The organism is Actinomadura chokoriensis (genome assembly GCF_039529475.1).
Classification (GTDB): domain Bacteria; phylum Actinomycetota; class Actinomycetes; order Streptosporangiales; family Streptosporangiaceae; genus Spirillospora; species Spirillospora bangladeshensis.
This window is the reverse complement of the sequence record NZ_BAAAMW010000026.1, coordinates 101384-123890: the sequence shown is the minus strand read 5'-3', so window position 1 is coordinate 123890 and position 22507 is coordinate 101384. Positions and strand designations below refer to the sequence as shown.

Below are 22507 nucleotides of genomic sequence, written 5' to 3'. Positions count from 1 at the left end.
GGCGAGGCGCGCGCGGCGGCCGGCGCCCGGCGGCGGCTGCGGTCGGCCTGCCGCGGCCCGGCCCGCCGCGCCCTGCTGAACGTGCCGCTGGCCGCCCTGCCCCGGCTCGTCCGGACCAGGGAGGACACCCGGTTCTGCCGCACCCAGCTGTTCGGGCTGTCCCGCGCGATCCTGTGGCGGCTCGGCGCCGACCTCGCCGAGGCGGGCGCCCTCGACGACCCGATGGACGTCCTCGACCTCACCGTGGAGGAGGTCCTCGGCGCGTTCGACGGGACCCTGCCCGGCTCCGGCCCGTGCGGGCTGCGCGGCCTGGTCGCGGTGCGCCGCGCCGAACGCGACCGCCACCGGGGCGCGCCGCCCCCGCCCGCGCTGCTGTCGCTGCCCGCCGGGCGTCCCGTCGCGGCGGCCCTCGCCGGCGCCCGCCCGGCCGGCGCCCCCGAGGACCGGGACGGGGACGTGCTGCGCGGGCTCGGATCGAGCGGCGGCACCGTCCGGGGCCGCGCCAAGGTCGTCCTCGACCCCGGCGTCCCGCCCGGCGACTGCGCCGGCCGGATCCTCGTCGCCAGGGAGACCGACCCCGGCTGGCTCTCCCTCCTGATCGCCGCGTCCGGCCTGGTCGTCGAGCGCGGCACCCTGCTCTCGCACACCGCCGTCACCGGACGGCTGCTCGGCGTGCCGGCCGCGGTCGCGGTCGGCGGCGCCGTCGACCGCATCCCGGACGGAGCGTGGATCGAGCTGGACGGGCGCGCCGGCACGGTCCGGATCCTGGACGATCGCGCCCGCTGATGACGGGCCGCGCCGGACGCCGCCGGCGCGGCCCCTGACACCCCGCAGCACCAGAGGAGTCGGCACGTGGACGAAGGAGTGTTCGGCAGGGCCGCCCAGGAACGGGCGATCGCCGAGATCGAGGCGGAGGTCGCGCGGCTGTGCGAGCTGCTCGCCGAGGGCCTCGCGATGGGCCTGGACGACGGCCGGGAGATGGTCGGCGGCGCCATGTCGGAGTTCCTGCTGGAGTTCTTCGACCTCGTCCGCGCCAAGGGCTCCGGCCCCGGCGTGCGCGGGATGATCACGCTGCCGCTGCTGGTGCACGGCGCGGAGACCGGCGAACCGGGCCCCGCCGCGCCGATCGCCGTGGTCCACCTGCTGTGGTGGGCGTCCGCCCGCCACCTCGACGACCTGACCGACGCGCCGGGATCGCCCGCCGCGTCCGGCGCCGCCGCGGGCGCGAAGGTGCTGACCGCGCTCGCCGTCGGCAGCCACCTGCCCGCCCGGCTCCTCGCCGGCCTGCCGGTGCCCGCCGCGACCCGCGCCGCGCTCGGCGAGGAGCTGTCGCGCGGCTGGCTGGACGCCGTGGACGGCCAGCTCCGCGACCTCACCGGCCGCGCGGCGGCGGCCACGCCCGAATCGGTGCTGCACGGCTACGCGGGCAAGACCGGCGCCCCCTATGCGATGGCCGCCGCGGCGGCGGCGTGCCTGGCCGGCGCGGACCGCGACCGCACCGCCCGGTGGCGCGCGTTCGGGCGGTCGCTCGGCGTGCTGCGCCAGCTCGTCAACGACCAGCGCGACCTCGCGTCCGGCCGGCACGAGGACCTCGCCAACGGCACCGCGACGTTCCTGCTCGTCCACCTGCTGTCCTCGCTGCCCGCCGGGCGGCGCCGGGAGGCGCTCGCGCTGCACGCCGCCGCCCGGCACTCGGCGGCCGCGCGCGCCGAGCTGGCCGCCCGGATGCTCGACGAGGAGGTCCTCGACTCCTACGCCGCCGCCGTTACGCCGCTCGTCGAGCGGGCGCACGCCCTCCTCGACCGGCTCGGCGGCTCGAGCGGAGCCCGCCGGTCGATCGGTGGTGGGTGGGGGCCGGAGCTGCACCGGCTGGTCGACGAGACCGCCGCCCACCTGCCCAGGTTCCGGCTGGCCGTGGCCTAGGAGAGGACGCGATGACCGCTCCCGGCGGACTCTCCGACATCCTCGTCTCCGGCGGCCCGCGGGTCGCCACCGCGATCGGCGAGGCCCTGCACGGCCACCCCGCCTACCTGCCGATCCGGCGCGCCGCCGGCCCGATGTTCGGCGGCCGCGGCGAGACCTGCACCCGGCTGATCGCCCTCGTGCTCACCGGCGAGCCGCTGCCCGCCGACGACCTCGGCCGGTTCCGCGACCTCGGCGTCCTCGCGGCGCGGCAGGCGATCCCGCTGCCGGTGCTGTCGGAGGTGTGGGACCTCGCGCTCGCCGCCGCCGCCCGCACCTGCTGGACGATCGCGCCCGCCGGCCACTTCGCCGAGATGGCCGAGCTGACCGCGCACGCGGCGCGGCTCGCGATCGGCGCGCGGGAGGCGTGCATCCAGGGCTACGCGGAGGCGCCGCGCGAGGGCGGCCGGTCGCGGCCGCTGCGCCGGCTGCTCGCCGAGACCCTGATCGACGGCGCGCCCGCGGGCGTCATCGCCGAGGCGGCCGGCGTCCGGCTCGCCCCCGCCTACCTCGTGCTGCTGTGCGAGGCGCCCGCCGCGGCGTCCTGCTGGGAGCGGGCGAGCGAGCGCCTGGACGGCTGGGACGGCGTCCTGTACTCCGGCGACCTGTCCGGCCTCATCGCGCTGTTCCCGGCGGCCGACCCGCTGCGCGCCGAGAGCCGCGCCGCCGAGTTCACCGCGTCGCTGGCCGCCCGGGCGCGCGGCCCGGTGCACGCCGCCGAGGCGTTCCGGCGCGGCCTCGCCGACATCCCCGACGCGCTGGAGGAGGCGTCCCGCGTGCTGACCGTCGCCAAGGCCATCCCCGACGCCGAGGACCGCCCCTACCGGGCCGACGAGCTGCTGGTGGAGCTGGCCATCCTGGACCAGCCCGCGATCCGCGGCCGGCTCGCCGCCGTGCTGAAGCCGCTCGACGCCGGCACCGACCTGCGGCGCACGCTGGAGGTGCTGCTCGCCTGCAACCTCGACCGCGAGCGCGCCGCCCGCGAGCTGTGGATCCACCGCCGCACCCTGCACTACCGGCTGGACCGCATCCGGGACCTGTCGGGCGTCGACCCCAGTTCGGCGCGCGGCATCCAGCTGTTCCGCGCGGCCCTGACCTCGGCGCGGCTCGCGAACGACCGCGCCCCGTGCGGGGAGCGCGACGGGCACCGCGCCGAGGAGACCTCCCTGCCCCCGCCGCTCAGCGCATGAAGGAGACCGATGGACTTCCCCCTGCCGCACCGTCCGGGCGTCCCGCTGGACGAGGGGCACCTGCGGCTCCTCCGCGCGCGGCCGCTGGTCTCGGCCGCGGTGGCGGGCCGCGACGCGCTGCTCGTGACCCGGCACGCCGACGTCCGGGCGGTCCTGTCCGACGACCGGTTCAGCCGGGAGGCGTGGCACGGCGGCACCCTCTTCGCCCGGACGCCGGAGTCCCTCGCGCTGGCCGCCACGGACCCGCCGGCGCACACCCGGCGCCGGCGGGCCGTCCGGGCGTGGTTCACCGCCCGCCGCGCGGAGGCCGGCCGCCCCCGCGCGGCGGCGCTCGCCGGCCGCCTGCTGGACGCCATGGCGGCGGACGGCCCGCCCGCCGACCTCGTCGCCCGGTTCGCGACGCCGTTCCCGTACGCGGCCGTCTGCGGCATGCTCGGCGTCCCGGCCGCCGACCTCGGCCTGCTGCTGCCGTGGGCGAGCGCGCTGATGTCGGCCGGCCACCACCCCGAGCACGAGGTCGCGGCGGCGCACGAGGGCATGCGCGGCTACTTCGCCGAGCAGGTCGCGGCGCGCCGGGCGCTGTCCGGCGGCGACCTGCTCACCGCGCTGGTGCACGGCTCGGACCTGACCGACGAGGAGATCGCCGTGTTCGGGGCGGGGCTGCTGATGGCGGGCGGCGAGACCACGTCCGCGTTCCTCGGGGCCTGCGTGCTCGACCTGGCGTCGCGTCCGGGGCTCGCCGCCCGGCTGCGCGCCGACCCGTCCCTGATCCCACCGGCGGTCGAGGAGTACCTGCGCTGGGTCTGGTTCGCCGGCACCGGCGGGCATCCGCACGTCGCGCTCGCCGGCGCCGAACTCGCCGGGACGCCGATCGCGCGCGGGCAGGTCGTGGTCCCGCTGACCGACGCCGCCAACCGCGACCCGGCGGCCTTCCGGGGGGCCGACCGCTTCGACCCGGCCCGGTCCCCGAACCCGCACCTCGGCTTCGGCCACGGCCGCCACATGTGCCTCGGCGCGCACCACGCGCGCGTGCAACTCCAGACCGCGCTGGCCGCGCTCCTCCACCGGTTCGATGATCTCGCTCCGGCGGTGGACCCCGCGCACCTGGCCTGGCGCGACCGCATGTTCCTGCGCGGCGTCTGGCAACTCCCGCTCACCTGGTCCGAGAGAGTCCGGCGATGACGGGCGAGCGAGTACTCCCGGGCGGGATGAGGGGATGGAGCGTTCGGGTCGGCCGGTTCGTCCTCGGCAGCCACGCGCCTCTGCCGTCGGCGGTCTTCGCGGTGCTGTGGGCGTACGGGGTCACCGGGTCGTTCGCCGCGGTCGACCCGTCGGGCTCGGGGTGGCGGCCGGGAGCCGGGACGGCGGTCGCGGCGGGGACGCTGTTCGTCGGCCTGCTGCTCATGCGGGCACTGGACGACATCCGCGACCTCGACTACGACCGGCGCTTCCATCCGGAGCGTCCGCTGGCGTCCGGCGCGGTGCGCGTGCGGGACCTCGGCGTGCTGTACGGCGTGGGCGCGGCGGTTCTCCTGGCGCTGAACGCGATGTGGCCGTGGCGGGCCGCCGTCCTGCTCGTCCAGCTCGGCTATGCGGCGGCGGCTGTGCGGGCCTACCGGCGGTGGGGGCGGCCTTCGGGCGACCGGCTGTTCACGAGCCTGCTGGTGAGCCTGCCCGCGCCCGTCCTGCTGCACCTCTACCTGTACGCCGGCTACCTCGACTCGGCCGGGCACGGCCCGGACGGATACGGCCTCGTCGCCATCGCGGTGGCGGTGCTGGCGGCCGGGCATGTGGAGCTGGCAGGGAAGCTCACCCGGGTCCCGCAACCGGGGGAGCGGACCTACGTGACCACGCTCGGCCTCACGGGCGCCTCTGCGCTCGCGCTCGCGGCGGCCGTGCTGTCGGCGGGGCTGCTCGCCGCCTTCGCGAGGCCCGGCTGGTGGACGCTCGCCGCGGTCGCCCCGCTCGCCGTCCCGGCACTCGCCGCGCGGGACTTCGCGCGCGGGCGCGACCGGTGGCCGCGCCCCGCGATCGCCGCCTACCCGCTGCTGGCCTTCGCGGCCTGCGCCGCGCTCGGCCTGGCCCGCTGACGGCGCGAGCGTCCCGCGCGTCAGGCCAGGCCCATCTCCCGCCGGACGTTCGCGAACTCCACCGCCATCGCGTCCGCCAGCGCGCGGGCGCCCGACAGCGGCCGCACCATCACGCAGAACTCGTCGATGAGCCCGGCGTCGTCGTGGTGCAGGAAGTCGCAGCCGTGCACCTCCCGGTCGCCGACCCGCGCCTTGAACACGAGCGCGTGGTCGCGGCCGTCGCCGATCTCCCGGACGTAGCGGAAGCCGGTGAACACCCGGGTCACCGCGCGCAGGATCGCGGTGACCGCGGCCCGCCCCTCGTACGGCGCGAACGCCACCGGGCTGAGGAACACGACGTCCTCGGCGAGCAGCGCAGGGAGGGCGTCGATGTCGCCCTTCTCAATGGCCGCGCGGAACGGGTGCATGAGGCCCACCTCCAGGCTCGGATCATCGGCTCGCCCCGTGGGACGTGGCGAAAGCCTAGAGGGCGCGGGGCCCGGCCGCGATCACCGCGTGCGGGCCGCGTCAGCCGCCGGGCTGCAGCAGGACCTTGATCGCGCCGTCCTGCTTCTTCTGGAACATCTCGTACGCCTGCGGCGCCTCGTCCAGCGGCCGGCGGTGCGTCGCGAGGTCCATCACGCCGAGCGGGTCGGCGTCGTCGGAGACGAGCGGCAGCAGTTCGTCGATCCACCGCTTGACGTGCGCCTGGCCCATCCGCAGCCCGACGCCCTTGTCGAACATCTTCAGCATCGGCATCGGGTCGGTCATGCCGCCGTACACGCCGATGACGGAGATGGTCCCGCCGCGCCGGACGATCTCGATCGCGGTGTTGAGCGCGGCGAGCCGGTCGACGCCGACGCGCTGCATCACCGGCGCGGCGGAGTTGCCCGGCAGCAGCCCGGTGAGGGTCTGCGCCAGCTTCGCGCCCGGCGAGCCGTGCGCCTCCATGCCGACCGCGTCGATCACCGAGTCGGTGCCGCGCCCCCCGGTGAGCTGGCGGACCGCGTCCGGCACGTCGTCGGCGCCGTCGGCGTCGATCACCTCGATGCCGTGCCGGCGGGCCATCTCCAGCCGCTCGGGGACGAGGTCGACCGCGATCGCGCGGTGCCCGCGGTGGCGGGCGATCCGGGCCGCCATCTGGCCGATCGCGCCGAGGCCGAGCACCGTGACCGTCCCGCCCTCGGGGATCTCGGCCCACTCGACGGCCTGCCGCGCGGTGGGCAGCACGTCCGACAGGTAGACGAACCGCTCGTCCGGCGGGCCCTCCGGCACCTTGATCGGGCCGAAGTGCGCCTGCGGGACGCGCAGGTACTCGGCCTGCCCGCCCGGAACCTGCCCGTACAGCCGCGTGTACCCGAACAGCGCGGCGCCCGAGTCGTACTCGCGGACCTGCGTCGTCTCGCACTGCGCGTACAGCTGCCGCTCGCACATGTAGCAGCGGCCGCAGGAGATGTTGAACGGGATCACCACGCGGTCGCCCGGCTTGACGTGCGCGACGTCCGGGCCGGTCTCCTCGACGATGCCCATCGGCTCGTGGCCGAGGATGTCGCCCTCGCTGAGGAACGGCCCGAGCACCTCGTACAGGTGCAGGTCCGATCCGCAGATGCCGGACGAGGTGACCCTGATGATCGCGTCGTCCGGTTCCTTGAGCTGCGGGTCGGGCACGGTGTCGACGCGGACGTCGCGCTTGCCGTGCCAGGTGACGGCCTTCATCGTTGCTCCTCCTCGGACGCGGTGGGCCCCTCCAGGGCCGCCCTACCCCGACGAACAGGGCGAAACGTCCGTCAGGGGCAGCGGTGGGCGCGCGCCGCCGCGCGGACGGCGGCGACCCGGGTGGCCCACAGGTGCGGCGCCGCGAGCCGGTACGCCTCCGGTCCGGGCCCGGGCCGGAGCCGGAGCCGGAACCCGCGCGCGTCGCGGGCCTCCCAGCCGGTGCGGCGTCCGCGCAGGTCGAGCACGTGCGTCACCGTCCCGGCGGCGTGGCCGTCGTGCCGCAGGTGCCAGCGGTGGGCGTCGCGGTCGGCGAGCGTGAACTGGTACAGCCGCCAGCCGGGGGCGATGCGGTGCGCCAGGTCGAGCGTCACGAGCGGCTGCCCGTCGCTCCGCTCGCCGGCCGGGGGCGGCGCGGCCCCGGCCGGAGGGGAGCGCCGGGCGGGACGGACCGGAGGGCCGGGGCCGTAGCCCCGGACGAGCCGGGTCAGCTCCCGGGCGGCGTCGGCCAGCGCGCGCGCCGCCTCCGCGACCTCCTGTTCCCGTGCGGGCTGCTCCTGGACGGGCCGGTCCAGGTCCGGCGCGCCCGCGTCCGCGCCCGCGTCCGGGCCCGCTCTGCCGCCGCGGGTCCGCGCGGCGCGCCTGCGCGCCGTGTCGAGCCGGTCGATGGCGCGGGCGGCCTCGTCGCGGGCCGCCGTGACCCCGGCCCGAATGTCGAGCTCGTCCTGTGGCACCGGGGGCTCCTTCAACGTGCCGTTTCCAGCGGCTTTCCCGAACTTTCCGCTCTCTACCGTGCGAGCCCGGCGCCGCGCGGGCCGGCGCCGGCCGACTGAGAGCGTCAACGCGGGGTAAAGCAGCCGCATGGACGGCCCCCTGCGCCTCGGCGTGCTCGACATCGGCTCGAACTCGGCGCACCTGCGGGTCGCCGACCTCGACCCCGGCCACCCGCCCGCGCCCGTCCGCTCGGTGAAGAGCGCCGTGCGGCTGGCCGAGGCCACCGACCGGCACGGCGTCATCGGCCGGCCCGCCGTCGGGCGGCTCATCGCCGCGGTGCGCGAGTCGGTGGCGGCCGCCGCGGCCCTCGACGTCGCCGAACTCGTCCCGTACGCGACGTCCGCGCTGCGCGACGCCGCCAACCGCGACGACGTCGCCGCCGAGGTCCGCGCCGCCACCGGCGTCGAACTCGGGTTCCTCAGCGGCGAGCGGGAGGCGCGGCTGACGTTCCTCGCGGCCCGCCGCTGGTTCGGGTGGTCGGCGGGGCCGATGCTGCTCGCCGACATCGGCGGCGGCTCCATGGAGCTGGCCTACGGCGCCGGGACCGAACCGGAGATCGCGCTGTCGCTGCCGCTCGGCGCGGGCCGCCTCACCCGGCACCACCTGCCGCCGCGCCCGCCCGTGCGCAAGCGGACCCGCCGGGCGCTGCGCGAGCACGTCCGGGCGGTGCTCGGCGAGGCGGTCCTCGGGATCGCCGAGCGGCCGGCACCGGCCCGCGCCGTGGCGACGTCCAAGACCTTCACCCAGCTCGCCCGGCTCTGCGGCGCGCCGAAGGCGAAGGCCGGCCCCTACCGGGAGCGCCGCCTCGACCGCCGCGAGCTGCACCGCTGGATCCCGCGGCTGGCGAAGCTGCCCGACGAGGAGCGGGCCCGGCTGCGCGGGGTCAAGGCGTCCCGCGCCCACCAGATCCTCGCCGGTGCGATCGTCGCGGAGGGCGTGATGGACGTCCTCGGCCTCGACCGGCTCGACCTCTGCCCGTGGGCGCTCCGCGAGGGCGTCCTCCTGCACCGGCTGAACGAGCTGGCGGGCGGGCGCGGCCCCGAACTGTTCCCCGAGCGGCGCCCCATGACCCTGCGCGGCGCGTCGCTGCGGGCGGTCACCTGACCCCGGGCGCCGGGGGCGTTTGGCCGGCGGCGCGGCGGGCAGTTCCGCCGCAGGAGGGGCCCATCACCGGGGGGAGCACGCCATGGCACTCGCCGACGCGCGGGAGATCGAGGAGCTGCTCGGGGACCTGCCGTTCCCGGCGGACAAGCAGCGGATCGTCGAGCATGCGCACCGCAGGCGGCCCGAGGGGGAGGCCGAGCACGCGCTGCTGTCGCTGCCGCTCGGCACCTACGACAGCGTCGCCGAGGTGGTGCGGTCGGTGCCGCTCGACCCCGACCCCGGGCGGACCCCGACCGAGCGGGACCACCAGCGCCGGCACCACGAGAAGTCCGGCCTGAGCGAGCACGCGCGCCACGCCGAGCGGTCGCCCATCGAGGAGGAGCTGCACCGCGGCGACGAGCCGTGACAAGCGCCCTTTTCCGCCGCCTTCCCCGCGTTTGAAAGAGGCCGGCGCGGCAAGTGCCCCGTTGGGCTCGGACGAGGGAGGGAGGGCTGTAGATGACGGCCGTGCAGGGGAGGGACGACACCAGCGTCGCCGACGCGCTCGCGCGCCACCGCAAGGGCACCAGGATCGCCCACATCTTCGCCACGACCGACCACAAGATGGTCGGCTACCTGTATCTCACGACGTCGTTCCTGTTCTTCCTGGCGGCCGGGATCATGGCCATGATCATGCGGGCCGAGCTCCTGGAGCCGGGCAAGCAGGTCGTGAGCAACCAGGTCTACAACGAGCTGTTCACCATGCACGGCACGATCATGCTGCTGCTGTTCGCGACGCCGACGTTCCTCGGGTTCGCCAACGTGCTCGTGCCGCTGCAGATCGGCGCGCCGGACGTCGCGTTCCCCCGGCTGAACGCGCTCACCTACTACCTGTTCCTGTTCGGCGGGCTCATCGTCCTCGCGGGGTTCATCGTGCCGGGCGGCGCGGCCGCCTTCGGATGGTTCGCCTACGCGCCGCTGACCTCCCCGACGTACTCGCCCGGCCTCGGCGGGGACATGTGGACGATGGGCCTGATCTTGTCGGGTTTCGGGACGATCCTGACCGCGGTGAACCTGATCACCACGATCATCACGCTGCGCGCCCCCGGCATGGTGATGTTCCGGATGCCGATCTTCACCTGGAACGTGCTGCTGACCAGCCTCATGGTGATCATCGCGTTCCCGACCCTCACCGCGGCGCTGGCCGCGCTGGAGGCCGACCGAAAGCTGGGCGCCCACATCTACGACGCCTCGAACCACGGCGCGCTGCTCTGGCAGCACCTGTTCTGGTTCTTCGGGCACCCGGAGGTGTACATCGTCGCGGTGCCCTTCTTCGGGATCGTCACCGAGATCATCCCGGTGTTCTCCCGCAAGCCGCTGTTCGGCTACCTCGGCATGGTCGCGGCCACCATCGCGATCAGCGGGCTGTCGATGACGGTGTGGGCGCACCACATGTTCGCCACCGGCGGCGTCCTGCTGCCGTTCTTCTCCATCACCTCCTTCATGATCGCCGTCCCGACCGGCATCAAGTTCTTCAACTGGGTCGGCACGATGTGGAAGGGGCAGCTGACGTTCGAGACGCCGATGCTGTTCTCGATCGGGTTCCTCGTCACGTTCCTGTTCGGCGGCCTGACCGGGGTCATCCTCGCGTCCCCGCCCCTGGACTTCCACGTCACCGACTCCTACTTCGTCGTCGCCCATTTCCACTACGTCCTCTTCGGCACCATCGTGTTCGCGACGTTCGGCGGCTTCTACTTCTGGTGGCCGAAGATGACGGGCCGGATGCTCGACGAGACCTGGGGGAAGATCCACTTCTGGACGCTGTTCGTCGGCTTCCACACGACGTTCCTGGTCCAGCACTGGCTGGGCGCCGAGGGCATGGCGCGCCGCTACGCCGACTACCCCGAGAAGTTCGCCACGCTGAACTTCGTCTCCTCGGTCGGCTCGTTCGTCCTCGGCGCGTCCACGTTCGCGTTCCTGTGGAACGTCCTGCGCACCTGGCGGCGCGGCAAGAAGGTCGAGGTGGACGACCCCTGGGGCTTCGGCGGCTCGCTGGAGTGGGCGACGTCCTGCCCGCCGCCCCGGCACAACTTCACGGCGATGCCGCGGATCCGCTCCGTGCGCCCCGCGTTCGACCTGCGCTACCCGCCGACCGAGCCGCCGCAGGAGAAGGAGCCGGCCCTCCCGCCGCCCGAGTGAGGCGGCCCCGCACCGCGGAGCGCCCGGCGGACTCCCCGCCGGGCGCTCCTTCGCGTGCCGCTCCGGTGCGGGTCAGCCGCCGCCCTCGCCGCCCTCGCCGTCCTCCGACGGGCCGCGGCTGAGGTCGCCCTGGCCGCCGCCGTAGGACTCGGACTGGTAGTCGAGGTAGAAGCGGTTGCTGCGGGTGCGCACCTGCGTGCGGGTGCGGTCGGGGGTCGGCAGCGGGATGAGGTGGTTCGGGTAGGGGGCGACCAGCTCGCCCGGCCGCCGGGTCCGCAGCACGGCCTCCTGCTCCGGCGACGGCTGCTCGTGCCGCTCGGAGAACCCGCCCTGCGGGCTCAGCGAGACCAGGCCGCTCTCCACCCCCTCCTCGCGGATCCGCAGGTCGCGGCGCTGCAGGCTCAGGCAGACGCGCCGGGTGACGGCGAACGCGACGATCGGCGCGACGAAGAAGCCGACGCGGAAGATCCAGGTCGTCCAGAACAGCGGGATCTTGAAGGTGTCGGAGATGACGTCGTTGCCGCCCGCCGCGAGCAGGTTGCCGTACCAGGCGATGGCCGCGGCGCCGATCGCCGTCCTGGTCGCGGCGTTGCGCGGCCGGTCCAGCAGGTGGTGGACGCGCTCGTCGCCCGTGGCCCAGCGCTCCAGGAACGGGTAGAGGGCGATCAGCGTGAAGAACACCGCGGGCAGGACGACGGCGGGCAGCAGGACGTTCCACGAGACGGTGTGCCCCGCGACGGTCGTCGACAGGCGCGGCATGATGCGCAGCGAGCCTTCGAGGAACCCGACGTACCAGTCGGGCTGCGACCCCGTCGAGACCTGGTCCGTCTCGTACGGGCCGTACAGCCACACCGGGTTGATCTGCAGGAACCCCGCCATCCCGGCGAGGACGCCGAAGGTGAACAGGAAGTACGCGACGCTCTGCGTGGCGAAGTGCGGAAAGGTCTTCTCGCCGCTCACCGCCATCTCCCGCCGCCTGCGGCCCGGCCACTGGGTGTGCGTCTGGTGCCAGAGGATCATCAGGTGCACGGTGACGAGCGCGATCAGGATGCCGGGGATGAGCAGGATGTGCACGGTGAACAGCCGCGGGATGAACTCCTCGCTCGACGGGAACTCGCCGCCGAAGACCCACAGGCTCACGTACGTCCCGACGACCGGGATCGACAGCATGATGCCCTGGGCGATCCGCAGCCCGGTGCCGGACAGCAGGTCGTCGGGGAGCGAGTAGCCGGCGAACCCCTCGGCGAGCGCCAGCACGAACAGCGTGAAGCCGATCAGCCAGTTGATCTCGCGCGGCTTGCGGAACGCGCCGGTGAAGAAGATCCGCATGAGGTGGACGGTGATCGCCGCGACGAAGACGTTCGCCGCCCAGTGGTGGATCTGCCGCATCAGCAGCCCGCCCCGGATGTCGAACGTGATGTGCAGCGTGGACGCGTACGCCTCGCTCATCCGCAGGCCCCGCAGCGGCGCGTACGAGCCGTCGTAGATCTGCTCCACGCCGCTCGGCTTGAAGAACAGCGTGAGGTAGACGCCCGTCAGCACCAGGATGACGAACGAGTAGAGCGCGATCTCGCCCAGCAGGAAGGACCAGTGGGTGGGGAACGCCTTCTTGATGTTCTCGTTCAGGAACGAGGTGGAGCCGAGCCGGTCGTTGACGCCCCAGAAGACCTTCCGCACCCGCGGCTCGGCCGCCTCCCCGGCCTTCCTCCCCGCCCCGACTCCGCCCTTGCGTCCCGCCATCGCGCTCTCTCCCGTGGCCGCGCAGTATTCCCGCAGGGCGGGTACCCGGGCCCGATCACGGCAAACGGTCGGGCGCGCGAGTGTCGCGGGCCGAGCCGAGCCGGTGCCGGACGATCTGGATGTCGGCCCGCAGCCGGTCGGCGGCGCCGGGGTCGCGCTCCAGGCCGCCGAGCCCGTCCTCGATCAGTTCGAGCTGGTCGGCGCGCAGCCGGGCGAGCAGCCGGCGCGGCTCCCCGGCGGGCACGTCCCAGCGCTCCTTGCGGCGCCATTTGCGGAACGCGAGGACGTGCCCCTCGCCCGGGACGAGGACGCCCCTCGCGGTCTCCGCGTGCACCGTCCGGCGGAAGTGCGACAGGTAGTGCCGCCGCGAGACCCGGTACGCGGCGATGGCCGCGAGCAGGATCGGCGCGCCCTTCACCGGCAGCAGCAGCACCCCGGGCAGGACGGGCGCGTCCCACCACGAGTGGAGCGCCATGGCCAGCAGCAGCGCGCCCGCCGCGATGGCGAGGGTCGTCCGGCACGGGCGCCCGAGCAGGCAGCCGAGCCCCGCGCCGCCGACCGCCGTCATCGCCCAGTGGCTCCACCACGCCCCGCCGACCACCCGGCTGCCGAAGGAGAAGAACGCGGCGCTGGCGTCCTGCGTGGCGCCCGTCAGCACGATCGTGTTGAGGACGTAGAGGAAGTTCTCCGCGAACTGGAAGCCGAGTCCGGCGAGCGCGCCGTACCCCCACCCGTCGAGCGGCCCGCGCACCGCGGCCGGCGCCATCAGCGCCAGCACCGCGACCCCGACCAGCTTCAGGAGCTCCTCGTCGACCGGCGCGGCGATCGACGCGCCCCACACGGCGTTGAACGCCGGCCCCGCCGTCTTGCCGATGACCGCCTGGAACGCCGAGTTCGCGGGCAGCGCCATGCCGAACGCGGCGAGGCCGCCCCAGGCCACCGCGACCAGCGCGTACCCGAGCGGATGCGACCGGACCGGGTGCAGCCGCCGCAGCACCCAGACGCCCACCGCGAGCGAGGGCGCCAGCAGCGCGACCCCGACGACCGCGCCGACCGGGAACGCCGCGACCTGCGCGCCGATCCCGTGGAAGGCGATCCAGGCGCCGAGCGCGCACGCCGCCGCCCACAGCCAGAACGCCGGCCGCCGGGTCATCACGGGGCCGAGATCCGCAGGGTCCGCACGATGGCCTCGACCTCGGCGGCCAGCGTGCGGTAGGCGCCCGGCGGACCGGACGCCGTCACGGTCGCGCCGAGCGTGTCCCGGGCGAACACGGTCGCCGTGCCGGTGCGCTCCCGCCCGGCGAGCTCCCCGGTCAGCCCGGTCAGCCCGTGCGCGGTCGTGACCGGGACGGGCCGCGCGCCCAGCCGCGCCCGGCCGCCGGCGGCGACGATGCGGCCGAGGCCGTCCCACAGCTTCCGCGCGTCCAGCGGTGCCAGCGGCACGACGACGCGCACGTACAGGCCGACGCCGGCGTTGGACAGCTCCACGTTGTTCGCGAGAGAGGAGTCGGCCTTGTCGAGGACCCAGCCCGCGGACGGGACCGAGAACGTCACCGGGCGGACGCCGTCGCGTTCCGTCCCGACCGCGAGGACCGCCCCCGCGGCGAGCGGTTCCGCGCCGCTGCCGAGGGCCTTGTCGAGCAGCGGGAGCCCCGCGGCGAGCACCAGCAGCACGAGCGCCACGAGCCCCGTTCCCCACCAACTCACCCGCGCCACGCGACCCCCCGATGACGTGCGCTGCGGAAATGCCCCTTGACACAGGGACTAAACAAGATCAGTGCGCGCGAGCCGCCCAGTGCGCGGGCCGTCCGACCGCCGCCGGCAACCGCGTGCCGGCGTCGCCCCGGGCCGAGTCGAGCTGCGCCCGGGTGAGGAAGAGGCAGCCGGTGAGGTCGGCGCCGCGAAGGTCGGCGTCCCGCAGGTCCGCCCCGATCAGGTCGGCCCACCGCAGGTCGGCGCCGCGCAGGTCGGCCGCGATCAGGTACGCGCCGCGCAGGCAGGCGCCGCGCAGGTCGGCGCCCTTCAGCCGCGCTCCGATGAGGTCGGCGCCGCGCCGGTCCTTCCGGCGGCCGGGCACGCCGGCCCTGGCCAGCTCGCTCGCGCGCAGGAGCAGGGCGTTCACCCGTTCGCGCACCGCCGGAACGTCCGTCTCGGCGAGTTCCGCGGGGCGGCCGAGGGTGCGGCGCTCGACGTCGTCGTACGCCTTGCGGAGCTCGTCGCGGACGGGCTCGGCGGCCGGCATCTCCACGGCCTCGGCCAGGTACCAGAGCAGCTCGTGGAGCTGCCGCATGACGGGGAACACCTGGAACATCCCGCGGGCGACGTCCGGGTCGCCGCGCCAGTCGCGGCCGGCGAACGTCCGCTGCGACACCTTCTGGCCCGCGCCGAAGCAGTCGAACACCGTGCAGCCCTGGAAGCCGCGCTGCCGCAGCTCGGCGTGGACGCCGCAGCGGAAGTCGGCCAGCAGGTTGCGGCACGGCTCGCCCGCGTCCTTGTCCATCGCGAAGTCGGCCGACCTGGCGAACGGCAGCGCGACGCAGCACAGGCCGAAGCAGCTCGCGCAGTCGGCCTTCAGGCCCGCCCTCTCAGGCACCCCGCCCCCGTTCATGGACAACGCCCCATTGTCGCCCCCCGCCGCCCCTGCTCCGGACGGCCGGTGCGGGACGGCGGCGTGGGATAGAGTCCGGAAACGCCCATGACGACGCCCATGACCGAGTCCGCCATCGTCTCCCGGCTCCGCGCCGCCGGCTGCGTGTTCGCCGAGGACGAGGCGCGGCTGATCCTCGCCACCGCCCGCACGCCGGACGACGCCTCCGCCATGGTGGACCGGCGCGCCGCCGGGCAGCCCCTCGAACACGTCCTCGGCTGGGCCGAGTTCCTCGGCCTGCGGATCGCCGTCGGGCCCGGGGTGTTCGTGCCCCGCCGCCGCACCGAGTTCCTGGTCCGGCAGGCCGCCGCGCTCCTCCCGCCGCGCCCCGTCGTCGTCGACCTGTGCTGCGGCTCCGGCGCACTGGGCGCCGCGCTCGTCGCCGGACTGGACGAGTACGCCCTGCACGCCGCCGACGTCGAGCCCGCCGCCGTGCGCTGCGCGCGCCGCAACATCGCCCCGTTCGGCGGCCACGCCTACGAGGGCGACCTCTTCGCGCCGCTCCCGGACGCGCTGCGCGGCGGCGTCGACGTGCTGCTCGCCAACGTCCCGTACGTGCCGACCGGCGACGTCGCGCTGATGCCGCCCGAGGCGCGCGACCACGAACCGCGCGTCGCGCTCGACGGCGGCGCCGACGGCCTGGACGTCCTGCGCCGCGTCACCGCCGGGGCGGCGGACTGGCTCGTCACCGGCGGCCACCTGCTGTTCGAGACGAGCGAGCGGCAGGTCCCGGACGCGGTCGCCGCCGTCGAGCGGGGCGGGCTCGCCGCCGCCGTCGCGACGTCCGAGGAGTTCTACGCCACAGTCGTCATCGGGGCAAAGCCGGTGTAAAACCCGTCGCACGGGTACAGGTCGCCTAGGACGACCTGAAGGAGTGAAATGCAATGCGCCGCATCAGTGCAGCGCTCAGCGCCGTCATCGGCACGATCGTCAGCATCGTCACGCTGCCCTTCCGGGTCCTGCAGCGGTTGCTGACCCCCTCGCGCAGGACCCGCACCCACCGGTGACCGCGAGCACGTGGGACCGGCCGCCCCGGGCCATTCCCCCTACGGCCCGGGGCGGCCGCACGTGAAAATGCTTTGCGCGTTCCCCGGCTCTTCCCGCACCCTGTGAGTACCGAATTACAGGGGTCTGTAGCTCAAAGGGAAGAGCGCCCGCCTTGCATGCGGGAGGTTGCCGGTTCGAGTCCGGCCCGATCCACGCCGCAGAGGCCTGAACGGTGAGGCGCCTGGCTTCCAACCAGGAGAACCGAGTTCGATTCTCGGGTGCGGCTCTGGACTGGACCGGCGGGAGCAACGACCCCCGGCTGGTCCTGCACGTGCCCGAGGCGGGCGGACGCCACCGCCGCCGGCGGGCGCCCATGCTGGATCATCCAAGGGCAGGATGCGTGATTCTGGATCACGTCATGCAGGTTCGACCCCTGCTCCAGCAGCGATGCGTCAATGGCGCGCGTCGATCCGGGTGTGCGCCGTCGTCCAGGCGCGGGCCTGCTCGGTGAGGGTGATGCCGAGACCGGGGCGGGCCGGGACGTGCATGCGCCCGTCCTCGATCGCCGGCCTTTCGTTGAACAGCGGTCCGAGCCAGTCGAAATGCTCCACCCACGGCTCGCCCGGATAGGCGGCGGCCAGATGCAGGTGGATCTCCATCGCGAAATGCGGCGCCATTTGGAGATGGTGGTGGTCGGCCAGTGCCGCGACTCTGAGGAAATTGGTGATGCCGCCGATGCGGGGCGCGTCCGGCTGGATGATGTCGGCGGCGCGCCGGTCGATGAGCGCGCAGTGCTCGGCGACGCTGGTGAGCATCTCGCCGGTCGCGATCGGCGTGTCGAGCGCGGCGGCGAGCGCCGCGTGGCCCTCGGCGTCGTAGGCGTCCAGGGGCTCCTCGATCCAGGTGAGGTCGAACGCCTCCAGGGCGCGGCCCATGCGCTGCGCGGCGGGCCGGTCCCACTGCTGGTTCGCGTCCACCATCAGCGGGAACGCGTCGCCGAGCCGCTCGCGGACGGCGGTGACGCGGCGCATGTCCTCGGCGTGGTCGGGATGCCCCACCTTGATCTTGACGCCGCCGATGCCGGCGGCGGCGGCCGCCTCGGCGTTGTCGAGGACCTCCTCCAGCGGCGCGTGCAGGAAGCCGCCCGAGGTGTCGTAGCAGCGGACGGAGTCGCGGTGCGCGCCGAGGAGCTTGGCGAGCGGCAGGCCCGCCCGCTTGGCCTTCAGGTCCCACAGCGCGATGTCGATCGCGGCGATGGCCTGCGCGGCGAGCCCGCCGCGGCCGGCCGAGGCGCCGGCCCATGCGAGCTTCGTCCAGATCCTCCCGATGTCGCTCGGGTCCTCGCCGATGAGGGCGGGCGCGATCTCGGCGGCGTGCGCGAACTGGCCGGGCCCGCCGGCGCGCTTGGAGTAGCCGAACCCGATGCCCTCGTGGCCGTCCTCGGTGCCGATCTCGGCGAACAGGAACACGACCTCGGTCATCGGCCGCTGCCGCCCGGTCAGCACCTTGGCGTCGCTGACCGGGACGGCGAGCGGCAGCGCCACGGACGACAGCTCGATCCAGGCGACCCGGTCCAGGGTCGCCTCGCCGGCGGGGACCCCGGTCATCTCAGCGCGCCCGCTTCACGAGTTCGGCGAGGTCGGCGGTCTCGGCCTCGGTGAGGTCCGTCAGCGGCGGGCGGACCGGGCCCGCCGGGTGGCCGGTGACCCGCAGGCCCGCCTTGATGATGCTCACCGCGTAGCCCTTCTTGCGGTTGCGGACGTCGCAGTACGGCAGGACGAACTCGGCGAGCCGCCGTGCCACCTCGTCCCGGTCCCGGTCGCGGACGGCGGCGTAGAACGCGAGCGCGAACTCCGGGACGAAGTTGAAGACCGCCGAGGAGTAGGTCGTGACGCCCATCTCCAGGTAGGGGAGCGCGAACGTCTCCGCGGTGGGCAGCCCGCCGATGTAGACGAGCCGGTCGCCGAGCCGCGACCTGATCCGCGTCATCAGCTCCAGGTCGCCGACGCCGTCCTTGAATCCGACGAGGTTGGGGCATGCCTCGGCGAGTCCGGCGACCGTGGCGTCCTGGTAGACGGCGTTCGCGCGGGAGTAGACCGTCACCCCGAGCCGGGTCGCCGCGCAGACCGCGCGGACGTGCGCGGCCAGGCCGTCCTGCGACGCCTCCGTCAGATAGGGCGGGAACAGCAGGACCCCGTCGGCGCCCGCGTCCTCGGCGTCCCGGGCCATCCGCGCGGCCGTCGCCGTCCCGTACCCGGCGGGCGCGATCACCGGCAGGCCGCCGGGGGCCTCGGCGACGGCCGCCCGCACCACCCGCCCGACCTCGTCCAAGGTGAGCGAGAAGAACTCGCCCGTGCCGCCCGCCGCGAACAGGCCGGCGACGCCGTACCCGCCGAGCCGGGCGATGTGCCGCCGGTAGCCGTCCTCGTCGAAGGACAGGTCGTCGTGGAAGTGGGTGACGGGGAACGACAGGAGCCCGGACCCGAGCCGCGTCGCGATCTCTTCGGGCGCAGTCTGCTTCATGCCCCGAGGCTAGGATGGCCGATTGATCCAGGTCCAACACGAAAAATGCATCCACTGATACCCGCAGGGAATCGATGTTCACGCTCACCCAGCTCACGAACTTCGTGGCCGTCGCCGAGGAGCTGCACTTCGGCCGCGCCGCCGAGCGGCTCCGGATGACGCAGCCGCCGCTCAGCCGGCAGATCCAGCTGCTGGAGAACGAGCTGAAGGTGCGGCTGTTCGACCGGACGAACCGCTCGGTCCGCCTCACCCCGGCCGGGCGGGCGTTCCTGGTCGAGGCGCGCCGGCTGCTCCAGCAGGCCGACCACGCCGCGATGTCCGTCCGGCAGGTCTCGGCGGGGGATGCGGGCAGCATCACGCTCGGGTTCACGGCGGCGAGCGCGTACGCGACGCTCGGCCGGCTGCTGGAGGTCGCGCGGACGGCGCTGCCGGACGTCGGGATCGTCCTGCGGGAGATGGTGACCAGGGACCAGGTGCGGGCCCTCGCCGACGGCAGCCTTGACCTCGGGCTGGTGCGGCCGCCGGTCACCGACCCGGACCTGGAGGAGCGCCCGGCCGACCGGGAGGCGCTGCTCGCGGCGATCCCCGACGGCCATCCGCTGGCCGAGGGGGACGGGCCGCTCCCGCTGGCCGCGTTCGACGGGCGGCCGTTCATCATGTACTCGCCCGCCGAGGCCCGCTACTTCCACGAACTCGTGATCAGCCTGTTCCGGCAGGCGGGTGTCTCGCCCGTGTACGCCCAGTACCTCAGCCAGGTGCACAGCATCCTGGCGCTGGTCGGCTGCGGCTGGGGCGTCGCGCTGGTGCCCGCCGCCGCGTCCCGGCTCCGCTACGCGGGCCTGACGTTCCGGCCCGTGGACGTCCCCGGCCCGGGCCCCGTCGAACTGAGCCTGACCTGGCGCCGGAGCAACGACAACCCGGCGCTCGCCAAGCTGCTCCGGCACCTTTGACCCGCCTTGACCGGAGCGCGGGGCGTCACTTATTTTGTCGTTAAAATATTGGTCTTCAAAGTATCCGGCGGCAGGTGGAGGGACGATGAGCGATTACCCGGCGTATGCGCCGTCCGAGGAGCATGAGCTGCTGCGGCGTACGGTGCGTGAGCTGGCCGAGGCCAAGATCGCTCCTTTCGCGGCGGAGGTGGACGAGGAGTCCCGGTTCCCGCAGGAGGCCCTGGACGCGCTGGTCGCGGCGGATCTGCATGCGGTGCACGTGCCCGAATCGTACGGGGGCGCCGGAGCGGATGCGCTCGCCACGGTGATCGTGATCGAGGAGGTCGCGCGGGCGTGCGGGTCGTCGTCGCTGATCCCGGCGGTGAACAAGCTGGGCACGGTCCCGGTGCTGCTGGCCGGCGGGGAGGAGCTGAAGAAGAAGTACCTGGCGCCGGTCGCGCGGGGGGAGGCGATGTTCTCCTACGCGCTGTCGGAGGCGGACGCGGGTTCGGACGCGGCGGGGATGAAGACCCGCGCGGTGCGTGACGGTGACACGTGGGTGCTGAACGGCGCGAAGATGTGGATCACCAATGCGGGGGTGTCGGAGTACTACACGGTGATGGCGGTGACCGATCCGTCGGCGGGTGCGCGGGGGATCTCGGCGTTCGTGGTGGAGAAGGGCGATCCGGGGGTGTCGTTCGGGGCCAAGGAGCGCAAGCTGGGCATCAAGGGCTCCCCGACGCGGCAGGTGGTCTTCGAGGACACCCGCATCCCGGCCGACCGGATCATCGGCGCGGAGGGGACGGGTTTCAAGACGGCGCTGGCGACGCTGGACCACACCCGGATCACCATCGCCGCGCAGGCTCTCGGCATCGCCCAGGGCGCGCTGGACTTCGCGCTGGGGTATGTGAAGGAGCGCAGGCAGTTCGGCAAGCCGATCGCCGATTTCCAGGGTGTGCAGTTCATGCTGGCCGATATGGCGATGCGGCTGGAGGGCGCCCGGCAGCTGACCTACCACGCGGCGATCAAGTCCGAGCGGGCGATGAGCGGCGAGAAGATCCCCGACCTCACCTTCATGTCGTCGGCGTGCAAGGCACTGGCCTCGGACGTGGCGATGGACGTCACCACCGACGCCGTGCAACTGCTGGGCGGGTACGGGTACACCCGCGAGTTCCCGGTGGAGCGGATGATGCGCGACGCCAAGATCACCCAGATCTACGAGGGCACCAACCAGATCCAGCGCATGGTCATGGCCCGCCAGCTCCTCAAGTAACCGGCAGCCGCACCTCGAAGAGCGCACCGCCGCCGGGGGCCTCGCCGACGGTGAGGGTCCCGGCGTGCGCCCGCACCAGGTCGCGGGCGATGGCGAGGCCGAGCCCGGCGCCGCCCTCGTCGCGGCTGCGGGCGTCGTCCAGCCGCACGAACCGCTCGAAGATCCGCTCGCGGTCGCCGGCGGGCACGCCCGGCCCGTCGTCGGAGACCCGCAGCACCGCTCGGCCGCCCTCCTCGCGCAGCGACAGCCGCACGGACGTGTCCGCGTGCCGCTCGGCGTTGTCGAGCAGGTTGCCGAGCACCCGCACCAGCCGGCCCGGCACGCCCATGACCCGCGGGTCCGCCTCGACCGACGCCTGCACGGGGATCCGGTCGCGCGGCGCCCGCCGGTCCAGCTCGTCCCGGACCAGGCCGCCGAGCGCGACCGGACGGGCCGGGGGGCGCTCGCCCGCGTCGATGCGGGCGAGCAGCAGCAGGTCGGCGGCGAGATGCTGGAGCCGCACGACGTCCTCGACGAGCCCGTCCACGTCCAGCAGCTCCGGGTGCGCCGCCGCCACCTCCAGCTGCGTGCGCAGCGACGCGATCGGGCTGCGCAGCTCGTGCGAGGCGTCCGCGACGAAGCCGCGCTGCCGGGCCACGGACTCCTCCAGCGCGGCGAGGGTCTCGTTCGTCGTCGCGGCGAGCCCCGCGATCTCGTCCCGCGCGTCCGGCACCGGCACGCGCCGCGCCAGGTCGCCGGACGAGGTGATCTCCGCCAGCTCCGCCCGGACCGCCTCCACCGGGCGCAGCGCCCGCCGCGTCACCAGCCAGGTCACGCCCGCGACCACGGCGAGCAGCAGCGGCAGCCCGGCGAGCATCGCGCGGGCGACCGTCCCGGTCGCGTCCCGCGCGGCGGCGAGGTCGGCGCCCGCGTACACGGTGACCGTCTCGTCCCGGGGCGTCGTCACCTCGATCGCCGCGAACCGGTAGTCGGCGGTGCGCCCGTCCACGGTCGCGGTGCCGGTGGTGAGCTTCGGGTCGTCGTCTGACACCTCGCCGCGCCCCGGGTCGTCGTCGCGGTCGTCGCCGCGGTCGTCGTCGTCGCCGCGGGTGGCCGCGCCCGGCCGCACGCCGGGGGAGCCGGTGCCGCGGACGGCCTCCAGGTCCTCGCTCACCGCCCGGACGCGGCCGTCCTCGCCGACGACCTGCACCGGATGGTCCTCGGCGTCCGGCAGGTCGAGGCTCCGGTAGGCGACGCCCGTCGCGAGCTGCGACGCGACCTCCCGGGCCGCCACCTCGGCCCGCAGGTCCGCCTGCCCGGTGAGGTTCGCGCGCAGCAGCAGCACCACCGCGAGCCCGGCGGCGACCAGCGCGCCCGCCACCACGGCCGTGGCGCCGATGGTCGTCCGGGCCCGGACGGACCCCGGCCGCCCCGCCATG

At 74.6% G+C, this 22507-nt stretch carries 22 protein-coding genes and 3 tRNA genes; 15 read left to right on the top strand and 10 right to left on the bottom strand.

Going from position 1 to position 22507, the window contains the following annotated elements; translation table 11 throughout:
• The 5 genes from ABFX46_RS36630 to ABFX46_RS36610 all read left to right on the top strand — a co-directional run.
• Window positions 1-786 (top strand): PEP-utilizing enzyme (locus tag ABFX46_RS36630; RefSeq protein WP_346048568.1); only part of this gene is annotated, 786 nt, incomplete at its 5' end.
• Window positions 787-852: 66 nt separating this feature from the next.
• Entirely contained in the window at window positions 853-1923 is a 1071-nt protein-coding gene (locus tag ABFX46_RS36625) for a polyprenyl synthetase family protein (RefSeq protein ID WP_346048567.1), read from the top strand.
• Between the two features lie 11 nt (window positions 1924-1934).
• The gene (locus tag ABFX46_RS36620) at window positions 1935-3152 is read left to right on the top strand and encodes a PucR family transcriptional regulator (protein WP_346048565.1); all 1218 of its coding nucleotides are present in this window, start codon (window positions 1935-1937) and stop codon (window positions 3150-3152) included.
• Window positions 3153-3161: 9 nt separating this feature from the next.
• Window positions 3162-4334: a cytochrome P450 gene (locus ABFX46_RS36615; RefSeq protein ID WP_346048564.1), complete on the top strand. Its 1173-nt coding sequence runs from the start codon at window positions 3162-3164 to the stop codon at window positions 4332-4334.
• Window positions 4331-5242 (top strand): hypothetical protein, encoded by a 912-nt coding sequence (locus ABFX46_RS36610; protein WP_346048563.1) that lies wholly within the window; start codon window positions 4331-4333, stop codon window positions 5240-5242. The genes ABFX46_RS36615 and ABFX46_RS36610 overlap by 4 nt, the downstream gene beginning before the upstream one ends.
• A gap of 20 nt (window positions 5243-5262) precedes the next feature.
• On the opposite strand, the gene ABFX46_RS36605 is transcribed toward ABFX46_RS36610, so the two are convergent.
• From ABFX46_RS36605 to ABFX46_RS36595, 3 genes are all read right to left on the bottom strand, one after another.
• Complete coding sequence (locus ABFX46_RS36605; RefSeq protein ID WP_131942292.1) at window positions 5263-5649, bottom strand: nuclear transport factor 2 family protein; 387 nt, start codon at window positions 5647-5649, stop codon at window positions 5263-5265.
• Between the two features lie 100 nt (window positions 5650-5749).
• A complete protein-coding gene (locus tag ABFX46_RS36600; protein WP_346048562.1) occupies window positions 5750-6937 on the bottom strand; it encodes a zinc-dependent alcohol dehydrogenase in 1188 nt (395 codons plus the stop codon).
• 71 nt (window positions 6938-7008) lie between these two features.
• Window positions 7009-7668, bottom strand: coding sequence for a hypothetical protein (locus ABFX46_RS36595; RefSeq protein ID WP_346048561.1), 660 nt, complete (start codon window positions 7666-7668; stop codon window positions 7009-7011).
• A 127-nt stretch (window positions 7669-7795) separates the two neighbouring features.
• Here ABFX46_RS36595 and ABFX46_RS36590 point away from each other — a divergent pair, with 127 nt between their 5' ends.
• From ABFX46_RS36590 to ctaD, 3 genes are all read left to right on the top strand, one after another.
• On the top strand, window positions 7796-8812 hold the full coding sequence (locus ABFX46_RS36590) for a Ppx/GppA phosphatase family protein (protein WP_346048559.1): 1017 nt from the start codon (window positions 7796-7798) through the stop codon (window positions 8810-8812).
• A gap of 82 nt (window positions 8813-8894) precedes the next feature.
• Window positions 8895-9218 carry a DUF2795 domain-containing protein gene (locus ABFX46_RS36585; protein ID WP_346048558.1) on the top strand — a complete coding sequence of 108 codons (324 nt, stop codon included), beginning with the start codon at window positions 8895-8897 and terminating at the stop codon, window positions 9216-9218.
• Window positions 9219-9310: 92 nt separating this feature from the next.
• A complete protein-coding gene (gene ctaD / locus ABFX46_RS36580) occupies window positions 9311-10990 on the top strand; it encodes an aa3-type cytochrome oxidase subunit I (RefSeq protein ID WP_346048556.1) in 1680 nt (559 codons plus the stop codon).
• 72 nt (window positions 10991-11062) lie between these two features.
• Here the strand turns inward: ctaD and qcrB are convergent, their stop codons facing one another.
• The 4 genes from qcrB to ABFX46_RS36560 form a co-directional block, all read right to left on the bottom strand.
• Window positions 11063-12730: a cytochrome bc1 complex cytochrome b subunit gene (qcrB, locus tag ABFX46_RS36575; protein WP_346048555.1), complete on the bottom strand. Its 1668-nt coding sequence runs from the start codon at window positions 12728-12730 to the stop codon at window positions 11063-11065.
• A gap of 55 nt (window positions 12731-12785) precedes the next feature.
• On the bottom strand, window positions 12786-13883 hold the full coding sequence (locus ABFX46_RS36570; protein ID WP_346048554.1) for a PrsW family glutamic-type intramembrane protease: 1098 nt from the start codon (window positions 13881-13883) through the stop codon (window positions 12786-12788).
• A complete protein-coding gene (locus tag ABFX46_RS36565; protein ID WP_346048553.1) occupies window positions 13883-14437 on the bottom strand; it encodes a hypothetical protein in 555 nt (184 codons plus the stop codon). The genes ABFX46_RS36570 and ABFX46_RS36565 overlap by 1 nt, the downstream gene beginning before the upstream one ends.
• A gap of 67 nt (window positions 14438-14504) precedes the next feature.
• Window positions 14505-15323, bottom strand: a complete 819-nt coding sequence (locus ABFX46_RS36560) for a pentapeptide repeat-containing protein (RefSeq protein ID WP_428831350.1) — start codon at window positions 15321-15323, stop codon at window positions 14505-14507.
• Between the two features lie 102 nt (window positions 15324-15425).
• Between ABFX46_RS36560 and ABFX46_RS36555 the strand changes: the two genes are divergently transcribed.
• From ABFX46_RS36555 to ABFX46_RS36535, 5 genes are all read left to right on the top strand, one after another.
• Entirely contained in the window at window positions 15426-16208 is a 783-nt protein-coding gene (locus ABFX46_RS36555; protein ID WP_346048552.1) for a putative protein N(5)-glutamine methyltransferase, read from the top strand.
• A 53-nt stretch (window positions 16209-16261) separates the two neighbouring features.
• A complete protein-coding gene (locus ABFX46_RS36550; RefSeq protein ID WP_346048551.1) occupies window positions 16262-16384 on the top strand; it encodes an LPFR motif small protein in 123 nt (40 codons plus the stop codon).
• A 120-nt stretch (window positions 16385-16504) separates the two neighbouring features.
• A tRNA-Ala gene (locus tag ABFX46_RS36545) sits at window positions 16505-16577 on the top strand.
• 1 nt (window position 16578) lies between these two features.
• Window positions 16579-16650 (top strand) — tRNA-Gly (locus ABFX46_RS36540).
• Window positions 16651-16738: 88 nt separating this feature from the next.
• Window positions 16739-16809: transfer RNA gene (locus tag ABFX46_RS36535), tRNA-Gln, on the top strand.
• Window positions 16810-16816: 7 nt separating this feature from the next.
• Here ABFX46_RS36535 and ABFX46_RS36530 read toward each other — a convergent pair.
• Together ABFX46_RS36530 and kdgD are read right to left on the bottom strand one after the other, a co-directional pair.
• Window positions 16817-17971, bottom strand: a complete 1155-nt coding sequence (locus ABFX46_RS36530; protein WP_346048550.1) for an L-talarate/galactarate dehydratase — start codon at window positions 17969-17971, stop codon at window positions 16817-16819.
• 1 nt (window position 17972) lies between these two features.
• Entirely contained in the window at window positions 17973-18887 is a 915-nt protein-coding gene (kdgD, locus tag ABFX46_RS36525; protein WP_346048549.1) for a 5-dehydro-4-deoxyglucarate dehydratase, read from the bottom strand.
• A 74-nt stretch (window positions 18888-18961) separates the two neighbouring features.
• On the opposite strand from kdgD, the gene ABFX46_RS36520 reads away from it, so the two are divergent.
• Both ABFX46_RS36520 and ABFX46_RS36515 read left to right on the top strand, forming a co-directional pair.
• Window positions 18962-19837, top strand: a complete 876-nt coding sequence (locus ABFX46_RS36520; protein WP_346048548.1) for a LysR substrate-binding domain-containing protein — start codon at window positions 18962-18964, stop codon at window positions 19835-19837.
• An 85-nt stretch (window positions 19838-19922) separates the two neighbouring features.
• Window positions 19923-21089, top strand: coding sequence for an acyl-CoA dehydrogenase family protein (locus ABFX46_RS36515; RefSeq protein ID WP_346048547.1), 1167 nt, complete (start codon window positions 19923-19925; stop codon window positions 21087-21089).
• Here ABFX46_RS36515 and ABFX46_RS36510 read toward each other — a convergent pair.
• Window positions 21082-22506: a sensor histidine kinase gene (locus ABFX46_RS36510; RefSeq protein ID WP_346048546.1), complete on the bottom strand. Its 1425-nt coding sequence runs from the start codon at window positions 22504-22506 to the stop codon at window positions 21082-21084. The genes ABFX46_RS36515 and ABFX46_RS36510 overlap by 8 nt on opposite strands.
• Window position 22507 lies beyond the last annotated feature (1 nt).